Here is a 20,881-nt window from a genome sequence, read left to right on the forward strand (position 1 = left end):
GCTGCGTGCTCGTACGTCCCGTAACGCGCCGTCAGCATTCGGTACTGCCGGACATGCAAAAAGCGCCGAGACGGCACAAACCAACGCCCAACGGCACTGGCGACACTAAAGGATCTTGCTTCTAACCCGATGGCCGCAGACATCTGATCTGCGGTTCAGCACTCCCTGGTGTGGAGCGTGAGGCCGCCATCGTTCGCGGGCCGAAACCCCAGTCCGCGGAGCTCGGGACCGTCGATCGCCGTGACCACGCACAGGGCACCAACCTCGGCGACCTCGCGGACCGCAACACGCACCAGCGCCTCGCCTACCTCTAATGGCATGCCGGGCTGGACGTGCACCACGTCGAGACGGGCGATGGCGTGCCGCTTGTCCTGCCAGGATGCGGCTGCATGACCGACAAAAAGTCTCCCGCGGGCGTCGTCGACGTAGGCCTGAAGCCAGCAGGCAAGCCTGGCCTCGACGATCAGCCGCCGGGGAACGGTGACATCCATACCCGCCTCGGCCAACCAGCGGCCCGGCTTGGACCCATGCGGGGCAACCGACGCCGGCGGCGACCTCCGGATGGCGCGGACGCTCTCCCAGTCGTCCTTCACCTGCCAGATGGGAAGCACGACGTCCTCACCATAGGGGACCGCACTGATGAAGAACCCCGCAGGCCAGAGGTCAGGAGCATCACGGGTGTCCAACAGGACGTAACCCTCCCGGACCGTCCGGCGGCTTCGACGGACCAGCCCGGTATCGAGTTCCTCCGTGAGGAGATACTCAACGTCTGCGGCCCATCCATCGATTGAGGTCGCCGGCAGGCCAGTCCACGGGCTCTCCGACTTGCCGGAAACTCGACCTTGAGGGCGTAGACGTTCGGGTCTCGCCGCCAGCGGAAGATCACCAACATGGCGTCGGGCTCCGCCACGACAGCCACGGCGAAGTACCCCTTCGTCACAGCGCCCGGACGCAGCCATCGCTTCCTGACCGCTTCGAAGACCTCCTGCCGAGACCACTCAATCGTCACACATCCAGACTCCCACGCTCTTATCCGAGACGCGGGTGATGGGCGCCGACCCTGCATACGCCTTCAAGTCGCGGGAGTCGGCCAAGCGGAAGCGGCCGCCGCCAAACACGGCGAGCACCCAGACACCGGTCAGGTCGACCAGACCGTGAAGCTGGTGACGCAGCCGCCTCTACCCTCCAGCCGGCTCACGCCACGATCTTGGCGAAGAGGAGCAACTGACGGGTGGCGGTCGAGAGGGACCAAGGTGCACGGCCTCAGCCAGGACTCCAAATCCAGAATCGACTCAGGCGTTCACTCGGGCCCGCCCACCGCCGACCGCCAGGGCCTCGCCCCATTCGTACGGCCTGCGGTCAGGAGTCCAGTTTCGATTCACATCGAGGCTTCCGGGGCGAGTGCCCAAGTCGGCGACACTCGGGGACGTACGGAGTCATCAGGTTCGGATCCTGCAAGGGCGCTTGTCGCCAGGTCCCGATCTGCGGCCCGGTCAGTAGCTCAGCAAAGCGGGCCAGGAGCCCGACGCGGAAACGCCCGATTCCGGGCGAAGTGACTCGCGAGCCGCCGACCTGGGCGGGCAGACACAGCGGGTTACCGATGAGGTTGCGAGCCATCTCCACACCTTCACCAAGTTTCTGATCTTGCTCGCTGGCGTTGAGTATAGCCGCTACTTTACGCTGTAGATCCCTATGAGCGGGTCCCCCGCTGATAGCCCACGCTCACGGATAGAGGCCCCGAGCGACGACCGGTCAGTTGAACATCGCGAACCGTCTGGACCGCGGCGAGGGTGCCGGGACCTGCCGTCCCGTGACGGTCCACCCGGGCGGGTGACGGCCCGGGCCACGGTCCAACGACGGTCCAGACAGCGAAAAGGCCGGTCGCTCCATTGGAGAACCGGCCTCTGACCTGCTGCGATGTGGTGGGCGATACTGGGATCGAACCAGTGACCTCTTCGGTGTGAACGAAGCGCTCTCCCGCTGAGCTAATCGCCCGCCCCGCCTGGCCCCCGTGGGGCCCGACGGGGAAAACCATACCGCACTCCGGCACCCGCTGGCGAAACGATAGACGGCAGGGTGAGGATTCGGGGTGAAACGCGGCGGTTGCCCACCGCCGTGGCAGGCTCGTGGCATACCATCGTCGTGTCCCGGGTAGACGCCCGACGTGCTCACTATCGAGAACGGTCGTCGGCGGCTCCCTGAACGAGATCCACTGCACGCAAAACCCTTGCAAATACGGCCCAACTGATCCCGTTTAGCCAGGTAGATGCCTAAATGTCCAGCTGTGAGTTGCGTTACAGAAGGCCCTCGGAGCGGAATCTTTCCAACGGGTTTCTTCGTTCCGCCGTCATAGCTCGGACGAGGACGAAGTACGCCCGAGCAGTGAAAGCCCCGTAGAGGGGACCTACGACGAAAAGGTTTGGCTGACGATGAACAGCACCACCGTCTCCGCCGAGCTTGGCCTTCGGCTTGTGGTCCCCGACCGTACTACCGTCCCCCTTCTCGCCGGGCTCAGCTACACAGCCGACGACCCGTACGCCATCCGCATGGCCTTCCACGTGGGGAACGACGAGCCGGTCGAGTGGATCTTCGCCCGTGAGCTGCTGACCGTCGGCATCGTCCGGCGGGTCGGCGACGGCGACGTGCAGGTGTGGCCGGCGCGCGCCGACGGCGAGCGCACGCTGCACATCAGTCTGACCTCCCCCTTCGGGCAGGCGCTGTTCGAGGTGCCGCTGGCCCCGCTGACGGAGTTCCTGCACCGCACCTACGAGAAGGTGCCGGCCGGGCGGGAGACCGACTACATGGATCTGGACTCCGAGCTGTCCAACATGCTCTGGTCCAGCTGAGCGGGTCAACGGGCGGGCAGCTTGTCCAGGATCTTGCGCATCCTGGCGATCTCGATGCCCTGGCCCGCGTACATGTCCCTGGCCATGAGACGCATCCGCTGGTCCCTGCCCCCGGCCAGCTCCTCCTCCGCCATCTTGAGCGCGCCCTCGTGGTGCCTGATCATGAGCTGCAGGAACATGCGGTCGAAGACGCCGCCCTCGGCCGCGCGTAGCGCCTTGAGCTGCTCCTCCGTCGCCATGCCGTAGCCCTCCATGCCCCGATGGTCGTGACCGGACGGGACGCGGCGGCCCAGGGCGGCCAGCCAGTCCGACATGATGGTGATCTCGGGCTGCTGGCTGAGCGCGATCTGCTCGGCGAAGCCGAGCACGGAGGCCGTGGTGGTGCGGTTCGCCGCCAGGGCGGTCATCTCCAGCGCCTGCCGGTGGTGGGGGATCATGCCTTCGGCGAAGCGCACGTCCGCCGCCGTGGGGGTGGCCGGCACCTGCCCGATCCGTTCGCCGGGGGTCGCGGTGCGGGCCGTCGCGCCGGGGCTCTGCGGCACGATCACCGGCGCCTCGGTGCCGACCGGTGACGGCTGCGGCGCCTCCGCACCGCAGGCCGCGAGGGCCGACGATGTCAGCAGAACTGTGACCAATAGCGCGCGCATTCCGGACCTCTCTGGCATAGCTTCCATACTGAGCTATGAGACGAGGGGGACAGGCGTGATCTTCGCCAAGGTTCGATGGGCCGCGCTGGGGGCGGCCTTTCTGCTGGTCACCGCATGCGCGGGGAGCCCAGAGCCGGAGGCGGAGGCGCCGCCCGCCAGCCAGCGGCCTCAGTCGTCGCAGAGCGAGGCCTCGCCGGGTGAGGTGATGACGAGCGAGAACGTCACGCACGTGGCGAACGTGCCGCGCACCGCCCCGCTCAACGGCCCGATGGACTGGAACACCGACCTGGCCTTCCAGGGTGACTACCTCTACATGGGGAACTTCGGCGGGTTCTCGATCTTCGACATCAGCGACCCCACCGCCCCGAAGATCGTCAGCCAGGTCACCTGCCCGGCGCAGCAGAACGACGTGTCGGTGCACGAGAACCTGGTGATCCTGTCGATCGACGCGCCGCGCAGCGGCGAGGGCTGCGACTCGACGGAGGACCGGGGCGCGTGGGAGGGCCTGCGCATCTTCGACGTCAGCGACAAGAAGAACCCGAAGTACGTGGGAGCCGTCGCCACCGAGTGCGGCTCGCACACGCACACGATGGTGCCCACGGACGACAAGCTGCTCGTCTACGTCTCCTCCCCCGGGCCCGAGCCCTCCTCCGACACCTGCCCGCCGCCTCACCAGCTGCTGCAGATCGTGGAGATCCCGATGGACGACCCGGCCTCCGCGAAGGTGCTGGCGACCCCGGAGATCCCGATCGAGAACCAGGGTGAGGGCACCGGCTGCCACGACATCACCGCCTACCCGGAGAAGAACCTGGCCGCGGCCGCCTGCTTCGGCGACGGCTTCCTGCTCGACATCACCGACCCGGTGAGCCCCAAGCTGATCCAGCAGGTCACCGACCAGGAGAACTTCCAGATCTGGCACTCGGCCACCTTCAACAACGACGCGACCAAGGTGCTGTTCACCGACGAGCTGGGCGGCGGCTCGTCCCCGACCTGCACCTCGGAGATCCCCGCCACCAAGGGCGCGAACGCGGTGTACGACATCGTCGGCGGCAAGCTGGAGAAGCGCGGCTACTTCAAGATCCCGCGTGAGCAGCAGGAGACCGAGAACTGCGTCGCCCACAACGGCTCGCTGCTGCCGATCCCGGGCAAGGACATCATGGTCCAGGCCTGGTATCAGGGTGGCGTGTCCTTCCTCGACTTCACCGACTCCAACGCCATCAAGGAGATCGGCTTCTTCGAGCGCGGCCCGTACCCGGAGGAGGGCATCGCCGGGTCGTGGTCGGCGTACTACTACAACGGGTACGTGTACTCGGCCGACATCCAGATGGGCCTGGACGTCCTGAAGATCGACGACCCGCTGACGGATCCGGCCAAGGACGTCAAGATGGACGACTTCAACGTCCAGACCCAGAAGAGCTACTGACCTGAGCGGGCCGCCCCGGCGGGGCGGCCCGGCGCGGGGCTCAGGGGTCGAGGTCGGCGGCGGCGCGCTCGGCGAACACCCGCATGGCCTTGGCGGTGATCGGGCCGGGGGCGACGGGCAGCACGGTGTCGTCGACGCGGGCGATCGGCTGGACGTCGCGGGTGGTGGAGGTGAGGAACGCCTCCTCCGCGGAGTAGAGGGCGGACAGCGGCACGTCGGCCTCCTCGGCCCCGGACCACTCGACGACCAGCGCGCGGGTGACGCCCGCCAGGCAGCCCGCCTCCAGCGTCGGGGTGAGCAGCCGCCCGTCGCGGACGATGAAGATGTTGGAGCCGGTGCCCTCGCACAGGTTGCCGGCCAGGTTGCCGAAGATCGCCTCGCCGCCGCCGCGGGCCTTGGCGTAGGCCAGGGCCTTGGCGTTGTCGCCGTAGGAGGTGCTCTTGACGCCGGACAGGGCGCCGCGCTCGTTGCGCGGCCAGGGCACGACGGTGACGTCCGCGGCGGCGGGGAACGGCTTCTGCTCGTCGACGATCACCACCGAGGTGGCGCCCTGGTTGCCGCGGTCGGAGCCGAGCGGGCCGGGGCCGCTGGTGTAGGTGACGCGGATGCGGCCGAGCGGCCAGGCGGGGGCGGCGGCCAGGCACTGCTCGATGCCGCCGGCGATGGCATCCAGGTCGGGCTCGGGCAGGTCCATGCGCCGGGCCGAGAGCCTGAGCCGGTCGAGGTGGCGGGTGAGGGCGAAGGACCTGCCGTTGACGATCTTGATCGTCTCGAACACGCCGTCGCCGACCATGAGGCCGTGGTCGAAGACCGAGACGGTGGCCCGCGCGGGGTCGTGCAGTTCGCCGTTGACCCAGACCGGGACGTTCATCGCTTTCCTCCTGAGGATGCCAGTGTGATCAGCCTGGACGCCTTGAGCTCGGTTTCGAGCCACTCCCGCCCGGGGTCGCTGCCCCAGGTGATGCCCGCTCCGGTGCCGAAGCGGATCTGGCCGGCGCGGATCCAGAACGTGCGGATGCCGACGGCCAGCGCCGCGGTGCGCCGGTCGGCGTCGACCCAGCCCACGGCCCCACAGTAGGGCCCGCGCGGCTCGGGTTCGAGTTGATTGATGATGCGCAGGGCCGAGGATTTGGGCGCGCCGGTGACCGAGCCGGGCGGGAACGTGGCGGCGAACAGCTCGGCCCAGCCCACTCCCGGCTCCAGCCGGGCGCGGACGGTGGAGACGAGGTGGACGAGGCCCGGGTGCTCCTCGACGGCGCACAGCTCGGGCACCTCGACGCTGCCGGGGACGGCGACCCGGCCGAGGTCGTTGCGGACCAGGTCGACGATCATGACGTTCTCGGCGTGGTCCTTCTCCAGCAGGTCGCCGGCGGTGACGCCGGTGCCCTTGATGGGGCGGGACTCGACCACGTCGCCGTCGCGCGACAGGTAGAGCTCGGGCGAGGCGGAGACCACGTCGAGGCCGGGCAGGTGGATGACGGCGGCGTGCGGGGCGGGGTTGCCGGCGGCGAGCCGGGCGGCCAGCGCCAGCGGGTCGGACCCGGCGGGCAGCGGGGCGGTGAGGACGCGGCAGAGGTTGGCCTGGTAGACCTCGCCCTGCTCGATGTGGTCGCGGATGGCGCGCACGCCGGCCTCGTAGGCGGCCCGGTCGAGGGAGCTGTGCCACTCGCCGGGGCGCGGGCCGTGCCAGGGGCCGCGCGGCGGGGGCAGCGGGGCCCGGCGCACCCGGTCAAAGCGGGCGCAGGTGACCTTGCCCTCGTAGTCGACCACGACGGCCCACCAGCCCTCGCCGTCGAGCGCGGCGAGGTCGGTCGTCACGTCGCGCAGCCCGGAGGCGAACCGATCTCCTAAGTGCGCGTATCCGTCGTACACGCCTTCCATTCTCCCAGCATTCCGGCGAGCTCCGTCGCCGCCGGGAGCGCCGGGTCGGGCAGGGCCGCGTACACGGTCCGCGCGGGCAGCTGCCCGCGCAGGCGGCGCAGGACGAGCGAGGCCGGCACGGCGCGGGCGGCCAGCTCCGGCACGAGCGTGACGCCGAGCCCCGCGGCGACGAAGCCGAACTTGCCGGACCACTCGGCGACCCGCAGCCCGCCGCGCGGGGTGAAGCCGGCGGCGGCGCAGGCGGCCAGGAGCAGGGTGGGCTGGCCGCGCGGGGCGGCCTCGATCCACGACTCCCCGGCCAGGTCGCGCAGGTCGACGTCGTCCTGACCGGCCAGCGGGTGGTCCCGGGGCAGCGCGACCAGCAGGCGGTCCTCCAGCAGCGGGACCAGGCGGAGCCCGCCGGGCGGCGTGATTAGGTAGTCGCTGATCACGGCCACGTCCAGCGCCCCTGCGTGCAGGCGCTCGATCAGGCGAGGGCTGAGCGCTTCGGCGAGCCGCAGGTCGACGGCCGGCCGGCGGTCGGCGAACCGTTTGAGGGTGGCGGGCACCAGGTCGGCGTTCGCGGTGGCGAACGAGCCCACGCGCAGCGTGCCGCCGCTGCCGCGGTGCAGCGCGGCCAGCTCCTCCCCCGCCCGTTCGAGCCGGTCGAGGACCCCGGCGGCGTGCCGGTGCAGCAGGTGACCGGCGGGGGTCAGCCGGACGCCTCTGGGCAGCCGTTCGAAGAGCGGCCCGCCGGCGGCGCGTTCGAGCGCGGCGACGCGGCGGGAGACGGCGGACTGGGTGTAGCCGAGCAGCTCGGCGGCGGCGGTGAACGATCCGCTCCTGGCGACCTCGTCGAACAGGCGGAGCGTGGCGGTGTCGAAGGCATTCGTGTCAGGCATGGCTGCCATGCAATCTAGTCGCTGGTGGAATACCACGCGTTCGGCTTCACTGTGGGACGTGATCGCATTTCTCGGACAGGGACGCATGGGCGTCCCCATGGCCCGGCGGCTGGAGCGCGCCGGGCACAAGGTGACCACGTGGCGGCGCGGGACCGGGGTGACGGCCGCCTCGGCCGTCGAGGGCGCCGGCCTCGTCATCACGATGCTGCGGGACCCGGCCGCGGTGCGTGAGGTGCTGGCGGCGGCGCTGCCGGGGCTGCGGCCCGGGACGACGGTGGTGGAGATGTCCACGATCGGCCCGGAGGAGGTGCGCGTGCTGCGCTCGCTGCTGCCGCCGGAGGTGCGCCTGGTGGACGCGCCGGTGCTGGGGAGCGTCGGCCCGGCCGCCGAGGGCGCGCTGACGGTGCTGGCCGGCGGTGACGTGTCCGGCTGCCGCAAGGTGCTGGAGGTGTTCGGCACGGTGCGCGAGTGCGGCCCGCTCGGCGCGGGCGCGGCCATGAAGCTCGCCGTCATGAGCGCTCTCGTGCCCGCCCAGGTGCTGGTCGCGGAGACGCTCGCGTACGGGACCGCGCACGGGGTGGATCGTGCGGCGCTGCTGGAGGTGCTGGCGGGCACCCCGCTCGGACCGGTGGCGGAGCGGTTGCGCGAGCCCGCGCGGGAGACCCGCTACGCGCTCGGGCTGGCGGCCAAGGACCTGGGCCTGGCCGCGTGGCCGGGGGCGACGCTGGCGACCGCGGCCCACCGGCGGCTGCGGGAGGCCGAGGCGGCGGGCCTGGGCGAGCGGGACCTGACCGCCGTCGCCGGGCACGTCGAGGGCGGGCGTGACCCGGTCGCGGGAGAACGGCGGGCGGTGCCGCTCAACCCCGCGACGGTGCCGGCCACGAACGGGATGTACTCGCACGCGGTGCGCGTGGGCGACATGCTCTACGTGTCCGGCCAGGCGGCCTTCGACGAGCGGGGCCGGCTGGTCGGCGAGGGGTCGATGACCGAGCAGGCCGAGCACGTCTTCAGGTGCCTGGGCGAGATCCTCGCCGACCAGGGCGCGGGGTTCGGCGACATCGCGTTCCTGCGCACGTACCTGACCGACATGGACGACCGTGTCGAGTACGGGCAGGTGCGCAGGAAGTACATCACCGGCACTCCCCCGGCCAGCACGACCGTGGAGGTGTCGAAGCTGTTCATGCCGGGGCTGCTGCTGGAGGTGGACGCGATCGTCGCGCTGCCGTCCTAACCCAGCGGGCCGGTGACGGACTCGGCCGCCGCGACCACGCCGCCCTCGGCCACCAGCCGCACCGCCGCGTCGATCTCCGGGGCGAGGAACCGGTCGGGACCCGGCCCCGGCACGGTCTCGCGCAGCGCCCCGACCACGGCGGCGGTCGCCGGGGCGGGCGTGAGCGGGCGGCGCAGGTCGAGCGCGCGGGCGGCGGTGAGCACCTCGACGGCCAGCACCCGGGTGAGGCCGTCGACGGAGCGGCGCAGCTTGCGGGCCGCCGACCAGCCCATCGAGACGTGGTCCTCCTGCATGGCGCTGCTGGGGATGGAGTCGACGCTGGCGGGCACGGCCAGCCGCTTCAGCTCCGAGACGATGGCGGCCTGCGTGTACTGGGCGATCATGTGGCCGGAGTCGACCCCGGGGTCGTCGGCCAGGAACGCGGGCAGGCCGTGGTTACGCGCCACGTCCAGGAAGCGGTCGGTGCGCCGCTCGGACATCGAGGCCAGGTCGGCGGCCACGATGGCGAGGAAGTCCAGCACGTACGCGAGCGGCGCGCCGTGGAAGTTGCCGTTGGACTCGACCCGGCCGTCGTCGAGCACGGCCGGGTTGTCGACGGCGCTGGCCAGCTCGCGCGCGGCGACGGTGGCGGCGTGCGCGATCGTGTCGCGGGCGGCGCCGGCGACCTGCGGGGCGCAGCGCAGCGAGTAGGCGTCCTGGACGCGGGTGCACGCCTCGGGGTCGCGGTGGCTGGCCATGATGCCGGAGCCGGCCAGGATCCTGACCATGTTGGCGGCGGCCGCGGCCTGGCCGGGGTGCGGGCGCAGGGCCTGGAGCTCGGGGGCGAACACGCGGTCGGTGCCGAGCAGCGCCTCGACGCTCATCGCGGCGCTGACGTCGGCGGTCCTGGCCAGGCGGGTCAGGTCGTCGATGGCGAGGATGAGCATGCCGAGCATGCCGTCGGTGCCGTTGATGAGGGCCAGGCCCTCCTTGGCAGCGAGCTCGACCGGCTCGATGCCGGCCTGCTTGAGCGCCTCGGCCGCCGGGGTGACATTTCCGGTTTTGTCGCGTACGACGCCCTCGCCCATGAGCGTGAGGGCGACGTGCGCGAGCGGCGCGAGGTCGCCCGAGCAGCCGAGACTGCCGTACTCGTGCACCACCGGCGTGATGCCCGCGCTGAGCAGCGCGGCGAGGGTCTTGGCCGTGGTCGGGCGGATGCCGGTGTGGCCGGTGGCGAGCGTGTGCAGGCGCAGCAGCATGAGCGCGCGCACCACCTCGGTCTCCACCTCGGGGCCGTTGCCGGCGGCGTGCGAGCGCACCAGCGAGCGCTGCAGCTGCGCGCGGAGCGCGGGGTCGATGTGGCGGGTGGCCAGCGCGCCGAACCCGGTCGAGATCCCGTACGCGGGGACGGGGGCCTCGGCCAGGTCGTCCACCCGCTGACGGGCGGCGGCGACCGCGGCGACCGCGTCGTCGGTGAGCCGGACGGGGGCGCCGTGTCTGGCCACCCGGATGACGTCGTCGAAGGTGAGCGGATCGGGACCGACGTTCACGACCTCGTTGTCGCGCATGATGTGCTTCTCCCGCTTAGGTAACCGGCGAATGCGATGTTAGCTCCTTACCGGAGAACAACGCGGCCAGCCCCTCCCGTCCCTCCCCGGTGAGCACGACCGCGCGCGGCAGGCTGCCCCTGCGGTACCAGCCGCGCTCCAGCAGCACCGCGGTGACGGCCGCGCCGAGCGCGCCGCCGAGGTGGGCGCGGCGCTCGGTCCAGTCGAGGCACTCGGGCGCGAACCTGCGCTTGGCCCGGCGCGCCCGCGCGACGTCCACGCCCAGCTCCGCCAGCAGCCGCTCCCCCTCCGGGGTGACCCGCTCGCCGTCCAGGCAACCCTGCCCGCGCAGCGCGTCCAGCAGCGCCACGCCGGCCCGCCCGGCCAGGTGGTCGTAGCAGGTGCGCGCCTCCTCCAGCAGCCGGGCCTGCCGCGACTGCCGCAGCGACCGCACGGGCGGCCGCGCGCTCACCCTGGCCAGCACCTCCAGCACCTCCGCGACCTCGTGCCCGGCCAGCCGGTAGTAGCGGTGACGGCCCTGCCGCACCACGCCGACCAGCCCGCCGTCGAGCAGCCGGGCCAGGTGGGCGCTGGCGGTGGCCGCGCTCACCCCGGCCACCCGGGCCAGCTCGCCGGCCGCCAGCGCGCGCCCGCCGAGCAGCGCCGTAAGGATCGCGGCCCTGGTCGGGTCGGCGATGAGCGCCGCGACCGGCGCGATGTCCGCATCGGATGGGTTACCCATACCGTGACCGTAGCCCAGGTACCCTTCGACACTGGTCGAAGCGTCACCGGTGCCGGGTCCCTAGGGTGCGGCGGCCGAGCAGCCCGCCGAGCACGATCATGCCGACGCCCAGCACGAAGTGCAGCCAGTCGTCCGCGGTGTTCAGCGGCACGAAGTTGGCCGCGCTCTCCTTGTCGACGAGCAGCCCGTAGACCCACAGCAGCAGGTAGATGACCCCGCCGCCGATGAGGAACGCCTTGGCCGCGGCCGCCGTGCGCGCCATGAGCAGACCGGCGACCCCGAACACCAGGTGCACGATGTTGTGCAGGACCGACACCTGGAACAGGCCGAGCAACCGCGCGTCGGAGTGGTGCCCGGCGAACTGCATGGTGTCGTAGTTCGTGGTGACGCCCGGCACGAACCCGAGCAGGCCGACGATCAGGAACGCCACCCCCACGAGCAGCGCCGCCTTCTGTACGGGCGAGCGCGTGGTACCGGCGTGAGACTTCGGGGTGACCATGAGACCCTTCCCCCTCGTACGGGTTTCCGGCTCCCACACCGCTACCCCGCGATGCGCGCCGCATGCGCCTCGATAGGGTGGCGGACGTGCATGAGCAGGGAAGAGTCGCGCTGGTCACCGGCGCATCGCGCGGCCTGGGCGCCGCGATCGCGCGCCGGCTGGGCGCCGACGGGTGGGCCGTCGCGGTCAACTACCGTTCCGACACGGCGGGGGCCGAGGTGGTGGCCGGTGAGATCAGGGCGGCCGGCGGGCACGCGGAGGCGTTCCAGGCGGACGTGACGGACGAGGCCGCCGTCACCGGCCTGGTGGCCCGGGTCGCGCGGGCGCTCGGGCCGGTCGAGGCGCTGGTGCTCAACGCCACCGGCCCGCAGCCTGAGGTCGGCGTCGAGGAGCTCACCTGGCAGGCGCAGCTCGACCAGCTCACGTTCTTCGTCAAGAGCCCCACGCTGCTCGTCCAGGCCTGCCTGCCCGCGATGCGGGAGCGCGCCCGGGGCCGGGTGATCCAGATCGGCTCCGACATCGTGGACCGGTCGCTGCCGCGTACCTCCGCCTACACCGCCGCCAAGGCGTCGCAGCACGCGATGACCCGCTGCTGGGCGCGCGAGCTCGGCCCGTACGGGATCACCGTGAACGTGGTCGCGCCCGGCTGGATCCCGGTCGAGCGGCACGCAGGTCTGGAGGCCGGCGACTACGTCGCGGAGGTGCCGGTGGGGCGGATCGGCACGCCGAGGGACGTCGCGGCGGCGGTGGCGTTCGTGGCCTCCGACGAGGCCGCGTACCTGACCGGGCAGCGCGTCACCGTCAACGGCGGGCACACGTCGATCCCCGTCTGACGGACAATCCGGTTTGGGGAGTCGGCGAGTATTCGCTATGGTTCTCTCGTCACCCGGTGTTCATCCGGGCGGGCGCGGAAGTGGCTCAGTGGTAGAGCATCACCTTGCCAAGGTGAGGGTCGCGGGTTCGAATCCCGTCTTCCGCTCGGTTTCCCCACGCGGACGATTAGCTCAGCGGGAGAGCGCTTCCCTGACACGGAAGAGGTCACTGGTTCAATCCCAGTATCGTCCACCACCAGCCCTCGGCCCTCCGCCGAGGGCTTTTCTCGTGCGGATGCGTCGCCGGGTCAGCGGCGCGGATCGCGGCCGGGAGCTCGTCTTCTACCTGACCGCCGGGCCACGAGTCCTTCTTTTTGCCTACGGCGAAGCCCGACGCCTGGTCGACATCCTGGAGGCCGCCCGGGCGCACTAGTCGATCACAACCAGTCCTCAAGTGCCGCCGTCCACGATCTGATCATGGGGAAGAGGACGCGGGAGCGCCGTAACAGGCGGCAACGGTGGGAGGCGGCCCGAGCTTACGCCGGAGCGCGGGAGCGGCGGAAGGCCGCCGGCGCGCGGGCGCGGGAGCAGCGGCTCACCGCGGACGGCTCCTCTCCGGCGGGTGAGGCCAGCGCGAAAGTGTTCGCCGGGTTGGGGGTGCTCATGCTGGTCTTCGCACTGGTGGGGATTCCGTTCCTCATCCTCGACTCGACCGTGCCCGAGGTGCAGACGGCGCTCGGGATAAGAGGGACGCCCGGGACCGCGACCGTCCTGTCCTGCAGGGCGTACCGGGTCAGACGCAGCACCCGCTACGACTGCGAGGCCCGGTTCGTGTTCGAGGACCCGGCCAGAGCGCCGATCGTCATCAAAACCGTGGCGGACGTGGAGGTGGGCGAGACGTTCCCGGCCGCGATCGGCCCGCAGGGAGACCAGGCCCTCCCCACCGGGGCCCGAGGCGTGTGGAGGGCCGTCCCGGTGATGAGCGTCGTCCTGCTCACACCGGCCATACTGCTGTTCTGCCTCGGCCTCCTGATGAGGTCCAGGGCGATGAAGACAGGAGCGGGGGTGCTGTTCGCGATCATGGCCGCGGCCGTGATCACTGGATTGACACTCGGCCGGTGAGGGGTCGGCGGGGTGTCGCCGGGGGTAGCCTGCCGGTTTTCAGATGGCGCACACCGGAGGTCCGGCGGATGCTGGTGTGCATGAATGGCGAGGAACCCAGCGATCTCATCCGTAGCGTGTCCCGCGCGCTGCGCGTGCTGGAGGAGGTCTCCCAGTCCGACCGGCCGCTCACGGTCAAGGTGATCGCGCGCCGGTGCGGGCTGAATCTGTCGACGTCCTACCATCTGGTGCGCACGCTCTGTTACGAGGGTTACCTGCATCGGCGGCCCACCGGGGACTACCTGCTCGGGCCTCAGGTGGCCGAGCGCTTCCACGACATGCTGGACGCCTTCCGCCGGCCTCCTGAGGCGTGGGCGGTGCTCACCCACCTGGCGGCGACCACCGGGCACACCGCCTATCTGGCGCGGCTGGCCGACAGCCGGCTGGTGGTCGCGGGGGTGGCGGAAGGGCCGGCGTCGCCGTACCTGGAGGATCTGCAGACGGGGCTGGAGGCGGCGCCGCACGCGACCGCGCTCGGCAAGGCGCTGATGCTGACGCTCCCCCGGGAGGCGCGGCGGGCGCTGCTCGCCGAGACCGGGATGCGGCGGTTCACGCCCGCGACGCCCGTCCGGCCGGAGGAGCTGGAGGCGGAGCTGGGCGGGATGCGCGAGGACCAGGTGGTGGAGGAGCACGGGCAGTTCCGCGAGGAGGTGGCGTGCGCCGGCGTCGCGGTGGCGGGGGCGACCGCGGACCCGCGCTGGGCCCTCGCGATCTCGACGCGAGGGCTGGACATCCCGCCGTGGGTCCGCCGCAGGCTGCGCGAGGCGGCCGCCGACCTGGGGGGTTAGGCTGCGGTCATGAGGGTCGTCATGTTCGGCGCCACCGGCATGCTCGGGCAGGGCGTGCTGCGCGAGTGCCTGGCCGACGACCGGGTGGAGGCGGTGCTGACCGTCGGCCGCTCCCCTACCGGCCTTGCGCATCCCAAGCTCCGCGAGATCCGCCACGCCGACCTGCTGGACCTGGCGCCCGTCGCGGGTGAGCTGGCCGGGTACGACGCCTGCTTCTACTGCCTGGGGGTGTCCTCGGCGGGGATGGGCGAGCGGGAGTACCGGCGCGTCACGTACGACTTCACGCTGTCGGCGGCGGGCACGCTGGCCGGCCTCAGCCCGGGCTCGACGTTCGTGTACGTGTCGGGGATCGGCGCCGACGCCCGGAGCCGCACGATGTGGGCCAGGGTGAAGGGCGAGACGGAGAACGCGCTGCTGGCGCTGCCGCTGGAGGCCTTCGTGTTCCGCCCCGGATACATCCAGCCGCTGCACGGGGCCACGTCCAGGACCCGGCTCTACCGGCTGGCGTACGTGGTGGCGGCGCCGTTCTATCCGATCCTGCGGCGGGTGTTCCCGTCGTCGGTGACCACGACGGAGCAGATCGGGCGGGCTATGATCGCGGTGGCCGCGCACGGTGCGCCCGTCCGGGTTCTCGACGCGGCCGCGATCAACGCTCTGTGACACCCTGGAATAACGCGGTATGCCCGGACGCTTACATAGCTGTTGAAACTTCAACAGTACAGGTGGGTGACTAAAATGCAGTTTGGGATCTTCAGCGTCGGCGACGTGACCACGGATCCGACCACGGGGCGTACCCCCACCGAGGGCGAGCGCATCAAGGCGATCATGCGGATCGCGCTCAAGGCCGAGGAGGTGGGCCTGGACGTGTTCGCCACCGGGGAGCACCACAACCCGCCGTTCGTGCCGTCCTCGCCGACGACCATGCTCGGCTACATCGCCGCCAGGACCGAGCGGCTGGTGCTGTCCACCGCCACCACCCTGATCACCACGAACGACCCGGTCAAGATCGCGGAAGACTACGCGATGCTGCAGCACCTGGCCGACGGCCGGGTGGACCTGATGATGGGGCGCGGCAACACCGGGCCGGTCTACCCGTGGTTCGGGCAGGACATCAGGCAGGGCATCCCACTGGCGGTCGAGAACTACGCGCTGCTGCACAAGCTGTGGCGCGAGGACGTGGTCGACTGGGAGGGCCGCTTCCGGACCCCGCTGCAGGGCTTCACCTCGACGCCGCGCCCGCTGGACGGGGTGCCGCCGTTCGTGTGGCACGGCTCCATCCGCACTCCGGAGATCGCCGAGCAGGCCGCCTACTACGGCGACGGGTTCTTCGCCAACAACATCTTCTGGCCGAAGGAGCACTTCATCCGGCTGATCAGCCTCTACCGGCAGCGGTACGCCCACTACGGGCACGGCACGCCGGAGCAGGCCATCGTCGGGCTCGGCGGGCAGGTGTTCATGCGCAAGAACTCCCAGGACGCGATCCGCGAGTTCCGCCCGTACTTCGACAACGCCCCGGTGTACGGCCACGGGCCGTCGCTGGAGGACTTCATGGCCGAGACGCCGCTGACGGTCGGCAGCCCGCAGCAGGTCATCGACCGTACGCTGCGGTTCCGCGAGTACTTCGGCGACTACCAGCGGCAGCTGTTCCTCATGGACCACGCCGGGCTGCCGCTGAAGACGGTGCTGGAGCAGCTCGACATCCTCGGCGAGGAGGTCGTGCCGGTGCTGCGCCGGGAGTTCGCGATCGGCCGGCCGGCCGGCGTCCCCGACGCCCCCACCCACGCCTCTCTGGTCGCCGCCCGGGAAGCCGAGAACGTCAAGGAGGTCAACGCATGAAGCTCGTCGTCGTGACGGCCGGGCTGACCCAGCCGTCCTCCACCCGCCTGCTCGCCGACCGCCTCGCGCGGGCCGCCGGCGAGCGGCTCGGCGGCGCGGCCGAGACGACCGTCGTCGAGCTGCGCGACCTGGCGGTGGACATCGCCAACAACTTCGTCACCGGCTTCCCGAACGCCCGCCTGCGGCAGGCGATCGACGCCGTCACCGGGGCCGACGGCCTGATCGCGGTGACCCCGGTGTTCACCGCCTCCTACAGCGGGCTGTTCAAGTCGTTCTTCGACGTGCTCGACCCGCAGGCGCTGGCGGGCAAGCCGGTCCTGATCGCCGCCACCGGCGGCACGCCCCGGCACTCGCTGGTGCTGGAGCACGCCATGCGTCCGCTCTTCGCGTACCTGCGCGCCGTGGTGACGCCGACCGCCGTGTACGCGGCCTCCGAGGACTGGGGCGGCGGCGACGACGCCTTCACCGACGGGCTGTCCGACCGGATCGCCCGCGCGGCGTCGGAGCTGGCCGACCTCATGGGCCGCCGGGTTCCGCACGCCGCGCCGCCGGTGAACGGGAACGGGAAGCGGGCCGGCGGCGCGGAGGCCGAGGACGTCGTCCCGTTCGAGGAGTATCTGGCCTCGATCCGGCCCCCGTCCTGACGGTCAGCGCCTGGCCTTGACGGACACCACGTCGTAGGCGGTGTCGGGGGCCGGCGGGGTGGTGAAGCGGGCGTTCGGCAGGTAGAGGCGCCCGCCGAAGGCCGCCACCGTGGTCGGCACGTCGAACCGGTCGTCGGTCAGCCGGTCGACGACCCGTCCCGACGAGCCGTCGGCGCTCATGCGGACCACGGCCACCGTGTTCAGCCGGTTCTGCACCACGTACAGGGTGCGGCCGCGCAGCAGCAGGCCGTCGCCGTTGGCGAGCGACTCGCCGCCCAGGTCGACCTCGGTGGTGACGCCGCTGCGCGGGTCGGCCTTGAACAGCTTGCCGGTGTTGGACTGCACGACGAGCAGGTTCCTGTGGTCGGGCGTGGGGGCGATGCCGTTGGCGTTGGTGCCGGTGGCGAACTGGATCGCGCCGGTGAGCGGGATGGTCACCGCCTCCCGCGGGAGCCCGCCGTGGCGGCCGAGCGGGAGCTTGTAGAGCACCGGGTTGGCCGAGTCCGTGATCCAGGCGGCATCGCGGAAGAGCAGCACGTCGTTGACGAACGCGGTGCCGGTGGCGAGCTGGTACGACCTGATCACCGCGCCGGTGCGCAGGTCGATGACGCGTGCGTCGCCGGCGTTGCCCCCGGCGACGAACAGCCGCCCGCGGTCGTCGGACTTGAGGCCGAGCGACTGGGTGCCCGGGCCCTTGCTGATGATCTTCCCCTGGCCGGTGCGCAGGTCGGCGCGGTAGATGTCGCCGGTCGCCCGCGATCCGAAGTAGGCGTGCGGGCCGGGGCCGATCTCGATGCCCTCCGGCTGGAACCCCGCCGGCAGCGGGAAGGTGGCGGGCGGGGCGGCCGCCTGGGCGGGCGGCGCCAGGAGCGCGCCCGCGAGCGCCGCGCAGAGTGCGGTCTTGAGGATCGCTGATCTCATGCGGCCCACGATCCCCCTGCCGCGGGCCGCCGCAAAGGCCCAGGAGCGGGCTTCACAGCGACCTCTGAGGATTGTTCACTCCCCGTTGCGCAGATCGGTCAGCCGTTTGGACGCGTACCGGATGTCCTCGAAGCGGACCGTGGCGCCCTGTCCGGTGGGGCTCTGGGCGAGGAAGCCGGCCTCGGGGTCGCCGTCGAGCGCGAAGTATCTGATGAGGCTCCAGGCGCCGGCCCCTTCGGCGACGTGGAAGGCGAAGGCGGCGCCGACGCGGGAGACGCGGAGCCTGATGTCCTCGCCGGTCATGGGCACGGAGTTGCAGTCGTCGGAGACGCCCCGGGTGACCACCGAGACGACGGTGGGCGTGCCCTGCGGGGAGAGTTCGAGGCAGAGCTTGGCCCACCGGTCGCCGTCGGCGTACAGCAGCAGGACGCCCGCGTCGAAGGTGGAGCGGAGGTCGAGCCTGACCCGGGCGCTGAGGGTGAAGTCGCCGTCGAGCCGTCCCACCAGGGCGGGTGCGTTGGCGTAGCGGTTCGGCTCGCCGGGGTCGGAGAACAGGTCGGTGCCCGCCGCCGCGGTGATGACGAGCGTGTCGTCGCCGTCGGCGCGCCACCCTTCGGGCTCGTTCAGCCAGCGCAGCGGGGCGGGGAACGCGGGCAGGGATACGGCAGCCATCAGGCGTCTTCCTCCAGAGTCGTCACGCGACCGGTCCGCCCTCACTCTAGCCCTGATTGGGAGCGCTCCCAAGAGATCTGGCGCTCTCGTCCGTGATCCCGGTGTCGGCGGCCAGCAGGAACGCCTTGGCGAGGATGAGCGCGAGCGTGCCGTCCTCCTCGAAGGGCAGGAAGATCCGCCCGCCGGGCTTGCGTGCGCCGGCGATGGACAGGGGGACGTCGCCGGGCTCCATGAGGACGCCCGCGCCGCCCAGGTGGATCTTGTAGGTGCGCAGGTCGCCGCGGACGACCAGGTGGCGGTCGGTGAGCGTGCACCGGCCGGCGATGGCGGTGCCGGGCAGGATGCGCTCCAGCGCGTCGCGGCGCACCCGCGCCGACGCCGGCAGCTCGTACGCCTCGGCGGAGCGCGCGTGGCGGTCGCCGTCCAGGGCGGGGCCGGCGACGAACAGGTCGACGTCGCGCATGGCCTCGCTGAAGACCAACGGCGGCACCCCGGCCAGGGGCGTCTCCCGCCACTGGCGGCCGTCGCGCCGGTCGAAGCGGACCTGGCCGGTGCTCGCGTACGCGGCGTCGCCGGTCAGCTCGTAGCCGAACCGGACCCGCCACGCGCCCTCGGCCAGCTCCTTCCATGCCTCGCCCGGCTCGCCGTGGTGGCGCAGCCAGGCGGGCTGCCAGCCGCGCTGCTTGGCGAGCGCGTAGAGGCGGTCGTGGCCGACGAGGCGGGCGGCGAACCTGCCGGAGGAGGCGGCGTGCTCCTCGGCCGGGGTGAGCGCGTAGACCTCGCGGTAGGCCTGCTTGAACGGCTGGCGCAGCCGCCGCTCGGCGACGGTCTCGCGCCAGGCGCGGATCTCCTCCATCGGGGCGCGGGCGGGGTGCCAGAGGGTGACCTCGCCTCCGGGCTCGCGGTCGCCGGGCAGGAACGGGGCGCCGTCGTGCCAGATGAGGGCGCGGGCGACGGCGCCGGTGACGGGGTGGTCGCGGTAGAGGCGGGCCCACTCCCCCGGCGGCCAGGACCGTTCGACGCCGAACAGGGCCTCCAGCCGGTCACGCTCGGCCGACAGGGTGTGCCGCACCTCCTTGACCAGGGCCTTGATCTCGCCGGCGGCGGCGAGGCCGGAGGGCAGGCCGCGCCTGGTGCGCCCGCCGGCGTCGCGGGCGGTGACGCGCACCGTCCTGGCGTCCTCGACGGTGACGGTGACGGTCCACGCGCCGTCGGCCCAGTCGCGGCTGCCGTCGGCGGACAGCCCGTGGCCGGGGACGCCGCGCTCGACGAGCTGGGCGGCGGTGACGCCGTGACGGGCGGCGGCCGTGGCCAGGGCGGCGCCGATCTGCTTGAGCAGGGATCTGCTCCTGACGTCCTGCTGGAGGCGGCGCAGCGCGTCGACGGCGCCCTCGCACTCGGCCAGGGCGTGGACGACGCCGCTCGCCAGTTTGAGGTCGGGCTCCGTGCCGCTGCCGTGGCCGCCCGCCGCGAGGACCAGCCGGGTGAGGGCGGGCGCCGCGCCGCCGGCCCCGGCCAGGGCCGCGGCCCAGGCGAAGCCGCGGGCGACGTCGGTGTTGACGTCGGTCATGAGCAGGCGGGCCGGGCCCCCGTGACGGCCGCCCTCGTAGCGGGCGCCGTCGAAGGCGCGCAGACCGGCCGCGACCAGCTCGCCGGCGCCCTCGCCCGCCAGCAGCTCCAGGCAGCGGGCGCGCCACGCCTTGGCCGGGCGCGGGCCGCCGGCCACGCTCAGGTGGTCGACGAGGGCGACGAGGTGCGGGGCGGGCGGCTCGCCCAGATGGTCGCGTACGGCAGCGCCCCAGCCGTCTCTGCCCAGGGGCAGGGCGAGCGGGCTGGGATTGACCCGGGCGAGCGCGCGCTGCATGCCCTTGCGCTCGTCGGGGCTGAGCGGGCACTCCTCGATCGCGTCGAACAGCGGCTCGACCGCCTTCCACGGCTCGTGCCGCGCCTCCGCGGGGAGCGCGGCGCTCTCGCCGGCCAGATGGCTGATCCAGCCGACGTCGCCGTGGTCGAGCCGGCGCTTCCTGGCGGCGGCGAACAGCTCGGTCATCTCGGCCGGGGTCCACGCCCCGCCGCGGTGGACGGCCAGCGACAGCTCGCGGCCGTATGCGTCGGCCCGCAGCCGGGCGAGGCGGACGGCGGCCTCGCGGCAGGTGGCCCGGTCCGCCTTCGCCAGGTGGCGGTGGACCACCTCCAGCACGGTGTGCGCCTTCGCGCGGATCCGCTCCCGCTCGTCGTGGGCGGTGATGTGGAGGTCGTCCATGGCGCGGTCGAGCGTCTCGAGCTTGTCAAGCCATTCCAGCATGGCGCCGATCATGCCCGACGGCACCGACAAAGACGCCGCCCCCGGCTGTCCTGCCGGGGGCGGGTT

At 72.1% G+C, this 20,881-nt stretch carries 20 protein-coding genes and 3 tRNA genes; 11 read left to right on the forward strand and 12 right to left on the reverse strand.

Annotated features, from left to right (window positions below):
- Nucleotides 1–155: 155 nt before the first annotated feature.
- Nucleotides 156–686: a hypothetical protein gene (locus ABD999_RS12365; RefSeq protein WP_271277075.1), complete on the reverse strand. Its 531-nt coding sequence runs from the start codon at nucleotides 684–686 to the stop codon at nucleotides 156–158.
- Nucleotides 687–1,920: 1,234 nt separating this feature from the next.
- Nucleotides 1,921–1,995, reverse strand: a tRNA-Val gene (locus ABD999_RS12370).
- A gap of 434 nt (nucleotides 1,996–2,429) precedes the next feature.
- On the opposite strand from ABD999_RS12370, the gene ABD999_RS12375 reads away from it, so the two are divergent.
- Nucleotides 2,430–2,846 carry an SsgA family sporulation/cell division regulator gene (locus ABD999_RS12375; RefSeq protein ID WP_148030778.1) on the forward strand — a complete coding sequence of 139 codons (417 nt, stop codon included), beginning with the start codon at nucleotides 2,430–2,432 and terminating at the stop codon, nucleotides 2,844–2,846.
- A gap of 5 nt (nucleotides 2,847–2,851) precedes the next feature.
- Here the strand turns inward: ABD999_RS12375 and ABD999_RS12380 are convergent, their stop codons facing one another.
- Complete coding sequence (locus ABD999_RS12380) at nucleotides 2,852–3,493, reverse strand: DUF305 domain-containing protein (RefSeq protein WP_271277076.1); 642 nt, start codon at nucleotides 3,491–3,493, stop codon at nucleotides 2,852–2,854.
- A 55-nt stretch (nucleotides 3,494–3,548) separates the two neighbouring features.
- Here ABD999_RS12380 and ABD999_RS12385 point away from each other — a divergent pair, with 55 nt between their 5' ends.
- On the forward strand, nucleotides 3,549–4,916 hold the full coding sequence (locus tag ABD999_RS12385) for an LVIVD repeat-containing protein (RefSeq protein ID WP_148030777.1): 1,368 nt from the start codon (nucleotides 3,549–3,551) through the stop codon (nucleotides 4,914–4,916).
- Between the two features lie 40 nt (nucleotides 4,917–4,956).
- On the opposite strand, the gene ABD999_RS12390 is transcribed toward ABD999_RS12385, so the two are convergent.
- From ABD999_RS12390 to ABD999_RS12400, 3 genes are read right to left on the reverse strand one after another with little or no spacing between them, the layout of a single operon-like run.
- Nucleotides 4,957–5,787 (reverse strand): aminotransferase class IV, encoded by an 831-nt coding sequence (locus tag ABD999_RS12390; protein ID WP_148030776.1) that lies wholly within the window; start codon nucleotides 5,785–5,787, stop codon nucleotides 4,957–4,959.
- On the reverse strand, nucleotides 5,784–6,788 hold the full coding sequence (locus ABD999_RS12395) for a chorismate-binding protein (protein ID WP_372452499.1): 1,005 nt from the start codon (nucleotides 6,786–6,788) through the stop codon (nucleotides 5,784–5,786). The genes ABD999_RS12390 and ABD999_RS12395 overlap by 4 nt, the downstream gene beginning before the upstream one ends.
- Nucleotides 6,764–7,678: a LysR family transcriptional regulator gene (locus ABD999_RS12400; protein ID WP_271278685.1), complete on the reverse strand. Its 915-nt coding sequence runs from the start codon at nucleotides 7,676–7,678 to the stop codon at nucleotides 6,764–6,766. The genes ABD999_RS12395 and ABD999_RS12400 overlap by 25 nt, the downstream gene beginning before the upstream one ends.
- Nucleotides 7,679–7,736: 58 nt before the next feature.
- On the opposite strand from ABD999_RS12400, the gene ABD999_RS12405 reads away from it, so the two are divergent.
- Complete coding sequence (locus ABD999_RS12405; protein ID WP_271278684.1) at nucleotides 7,737–8,909, forward strand: Rid family hydrolase; 1,173 nt, start codon at nucleotides 7,737–7,739, stop codon at nucleotides 8,907–8,909.
- Here ABD999_RS12405 and hutH read toward each other — a convergent pair.
- Genes hutH through ABD999_RS12420 form a run of 3 tightly spaced genes read right to left on the reverse strand, consistent with a single transcriptional unit; the run spans nucleotide 8,906 to nucleotide 11,676 of the window.
- Complete coding sequence (hutH, locus tag ABD999_RS12410; RefSeq protein ID WP_271278683.1) at nucleotides 8,906–10,456, reverse strand: histidine ammonia-lyase; 1,551 nt, start codon at nucleotides 10,454–10,456, stop codon at nucleotides 8,906–8,908. The genes ABD999_RS12405 and hutH overlap by 4 nt on opposite strands.
- Before the next feature lie 16 nt (nucleotides 10,457–10,472).
- Complete coding sequence (locus ABD999_RS12415) at nucleotides 10,473–11,177, reverse strand: ArsR/SmtB family transcription factor (protein WP_148030771.1); 705 nt, start codon at nucleotides 11,175–11,177, stop codon at nucleotides 10,473–10,475.
- Nucleotides 11,178–11,220: 43 nt separating this feature from the next.
- Entirely contained in the window at nucleotides 11,221–11,676 is a 456-nt protein-coding gene (locus ABD999_RS12420; protein ID WP_271278682.1) for a DUF4383 domain-containing protein, read from the reverse strand.
- Nucleotides 11,677–11,762: 86 nt separating this feature from the next.
- Between ABD999_RS12420 and ABD999_RS12425 the strand changes: the two genes are divergently transcribed.
- The 8 genes from ABD999_RS12425 (at nucleotide 11,763) to ABD999_RS12460 (ending at nucleotide 16,917) form a co-directional block, all read left to right on the forward strand.
- Nucleotides 11,763–12,509, forward strand: coding sequence for an SDR family oxidoreductase (locus ABD999_RS12425; protein ID WP_345482689.1), 747 nt, complete (start codon nucleotides 11,763–11,765; stop codon nucleotides 12,507–12,509).
- A gap of 74 nt (nucleotides 12,510–12,583) precedes the next feature.
- Nucleotides 12,584–12,655: transfer RNA gene (locus tag ABD999_RS12430), tRNA-Gly, on the forward strand.
- Nucleotides 12,656–12,669: 14 nt separating this feature from the next.
- Nucleotides 12,670–12,744, forward strand: a tRNA-Val gene (locus ABD999_RS12435).
- A gap of 221 nt (nucleotides 12,745–12,965) precedes the next feature.
- Nucleotides 12,966–13,610, forward strand: coding sequence for a hypothetical protein (locus ABD999_RS12440; RefSeq protein ID WP_271278680.1), 645 nt, complete (start codon nucleotides 12,966–12,968; stop codon nucleotides 13,608–13,610).
- 116 nt (nucleotides 13,611–13,726) lie between these two features.
- Complete coding sequence (locus ABD999_RS12445; protein ID WP_271278679.1) at nucleotides 13,727–14,437, forward strand: IclR family transcriptional regulator; 711 nt, start codon at nucleotides 13,727–13,729, stop codon at nucleotides 14,435–14,437.
- 9 nt (nucleotides 14,438–14,446) lie between these two features.
- The gene (locus ABD999_RS12450; RefSeq protein ID WP_271278678.1) at nucleotides 14,447–15,097 is read left to right on the forward strand and encodes a Rossmann-fold NAD(P)-binding domain-containing protein; all 651 of its coding nucleotides are present in this window, start codon (nucleotides 14,447–14,449) and stop codon (nucleotides 15,095–15,097) included.
- A 75-nt stretch (nucleotides 15,098–15,172) separates the two neighbouring features.
- Nucleotides 15,173–16,273, forward strand: a complete 1,101-nt coding sequence (locus tag ABD999_RS12455; RefSeq protein ID WP_271278677.1) for an LLM class flavin-dependent oxidoreductase — start codon at nucleotides 15,173–15,175, stop codon at nucleotides 16,271–16,273.
- Nucleotides 16,270–16,917, forward strand: a complete 648-nt coding sequence (locus ABD999_RS12460; RefSeq protein WP_345482690.1) for an FMN reductase — start codon at nucleotides 16,270–16,272, stop codon at nucleotides 16,915–16,917. The genes ABD999_RS12455 and ABD999_RS12460 overlap by 4 nt, the downstream gene beginning before the upstream one ends.
- Nucleotides 16,918–16,920: 3 nt before the next feature.
- Here ABD999_RS12460 and ABD999_RS12465 read toward each other — a convergent pair whose 3' ends face one another.
- From ABD999_RS12465 to ABD999_RS12475, 3 genes are all read right to left on the reverse strand, one after another.
- Nucleotides 16,921–17,838, reverse strand: a complete 918-nt coding sequence (locus tag ABD999_RS12465) for an SMP-30/gluconolactonase/LRE family protein (RefSeq protein WP_271278675.1) — start codon at nucleotides 17,836–17,838, stop codon at nucleotides 16,921–16,923.
- A 75-nt stretch (nucleotides 17,839–17,913) separates the two neighbouring features.
- On the reverse strand, nucleotides 17,914–18,510 hold the full coding sequence (locus ABD999_RS12470; protein WP_271278674.1) for a DUF1349 domain-containing protein: 597 nt from the start codon (nucleotides 18,508–18,510) through the stop codon (nucleotides 17,914–17,916).
- Between the two features lie 46 nt (nucleotides 18,511–18,556).
- Nucleotides 18,557–20,815, reverse strand: a complete 2,259-nt coding sequence (locus ABD999_RS12475) for a DUF4132 domain-containing protein (RefSeq protein WP_345482691.1) — start codon at nucleotides 20,813–20,815, stop codon at nucleotides 18,557–18,559.
- Nucleotides 20,816–20,881: the final 66 nt, after the last annotated feature.

Source organism: Nonomuraea ferruginea, from assembly GCF_039540635.1.
Taxonomy (GTDB): Bacteria; Actinomycetota; Actinomycetes; order Streptosporangiales; family Streptosporangiaceae; genus Nonomuraea; species Nonomuraea ferruginea.

Coding starts and splice junctions, on each gene's coding strand:
- ABD999_RS12375 (WP_148030778.1), top strand. CDS start 2,430: ATGAACAGCACCACCGTCTCCGCCGAGCTTGGCCTTCGGCTTGTGGTC.
- ABD999_RS12380 (WP_271277076.1), bottom strand. CDS start 3,493: ATGCGCGCGCTATTGGTCACAGTTCTGCTGACATCGTCGGCCCTCGCG.
- ABD999_RS12390 (WP_148030776.1), bottom strand. CDS start 5,787: ATGAACGTCCCGGTCTGGGTCAACGGCGAACTGCACGACCCCGCGCGG.
- ABD999_RS12400 (WP_271278685.1), bottom strand. CDS start 7,678: ATGCCTGACACGAATGCCTTCGACACCGCCACGCTCCGCCTGTTCGAC.
- hutH (WP_271278683.1), bottom strand. CDS start 10,456: ATGCGCGACAACGAGGTCGTGAACGTCGGTCCCGATCCGCTCACCTTC.
- ABD999_RS12415 (WP_148030771.1), bottom strand. CDS start 11,177: ATGGGTAACCCATCCGATGCGGACATCGCGCCGGTCGCGGCGCTCATC.
- ABD999_RS12420 (WP_271278682.1), bottom strand. CDS start 11,676: ATGGTCACCCCGAAGTCTCACGCCGGTACCACGCGCTCGCCCGTACAG.
- ABD999_RS12440 (WP_271278680.1), top strand. CDS start 12,966: ATGGGGAAGAGGACGCGGGAGCGCCGTAACAGGCGGCAACGGTGGGAG.
- ABD999_RS12450 (WP_271278678.1), top strand. CDS start 14,447: ATGAGGGTCGTCATGTTCGGCGCCACCGGCATGCTCGGGCAGGGCGTG.
- ABD999_RS12455 (WP_271278677.1), top strand. CDS start 15,173: ATGCAGTTTGGGATCTTCAGCGTCGGCGACGTGACCACGGATCCGACC.
- ABD999_RS12460 (WP_345482690.1), top strand. CDS start 16,270: ATGAAGCTCGTCGTCGTGACGGCCGGGCTGACCCAGCCGTCCTCCACC.
- ABD999_RS12465 (WP_271278675.1), bottom strand. CDS start 17,838: ATGAGATCAGCGATCCTCAAGACCGCACTCTGCGCGGCGCTCGCGGGC.
- ABD999_RS12470 (WP_271278674.1), bottom strand. CDS start 18,510: ATGGCTGCCGTATCCCTGCCCGCGTTCCCCGCCCCGCTGCGCTGGCTG.
- ABD999_RS12475 (WP_345482691.1), bottom strand. CDS start 20,815: ATGCTGGAATGGCTTGACAAGCTCGAGACGCTCGACCGCGCCATGGAC.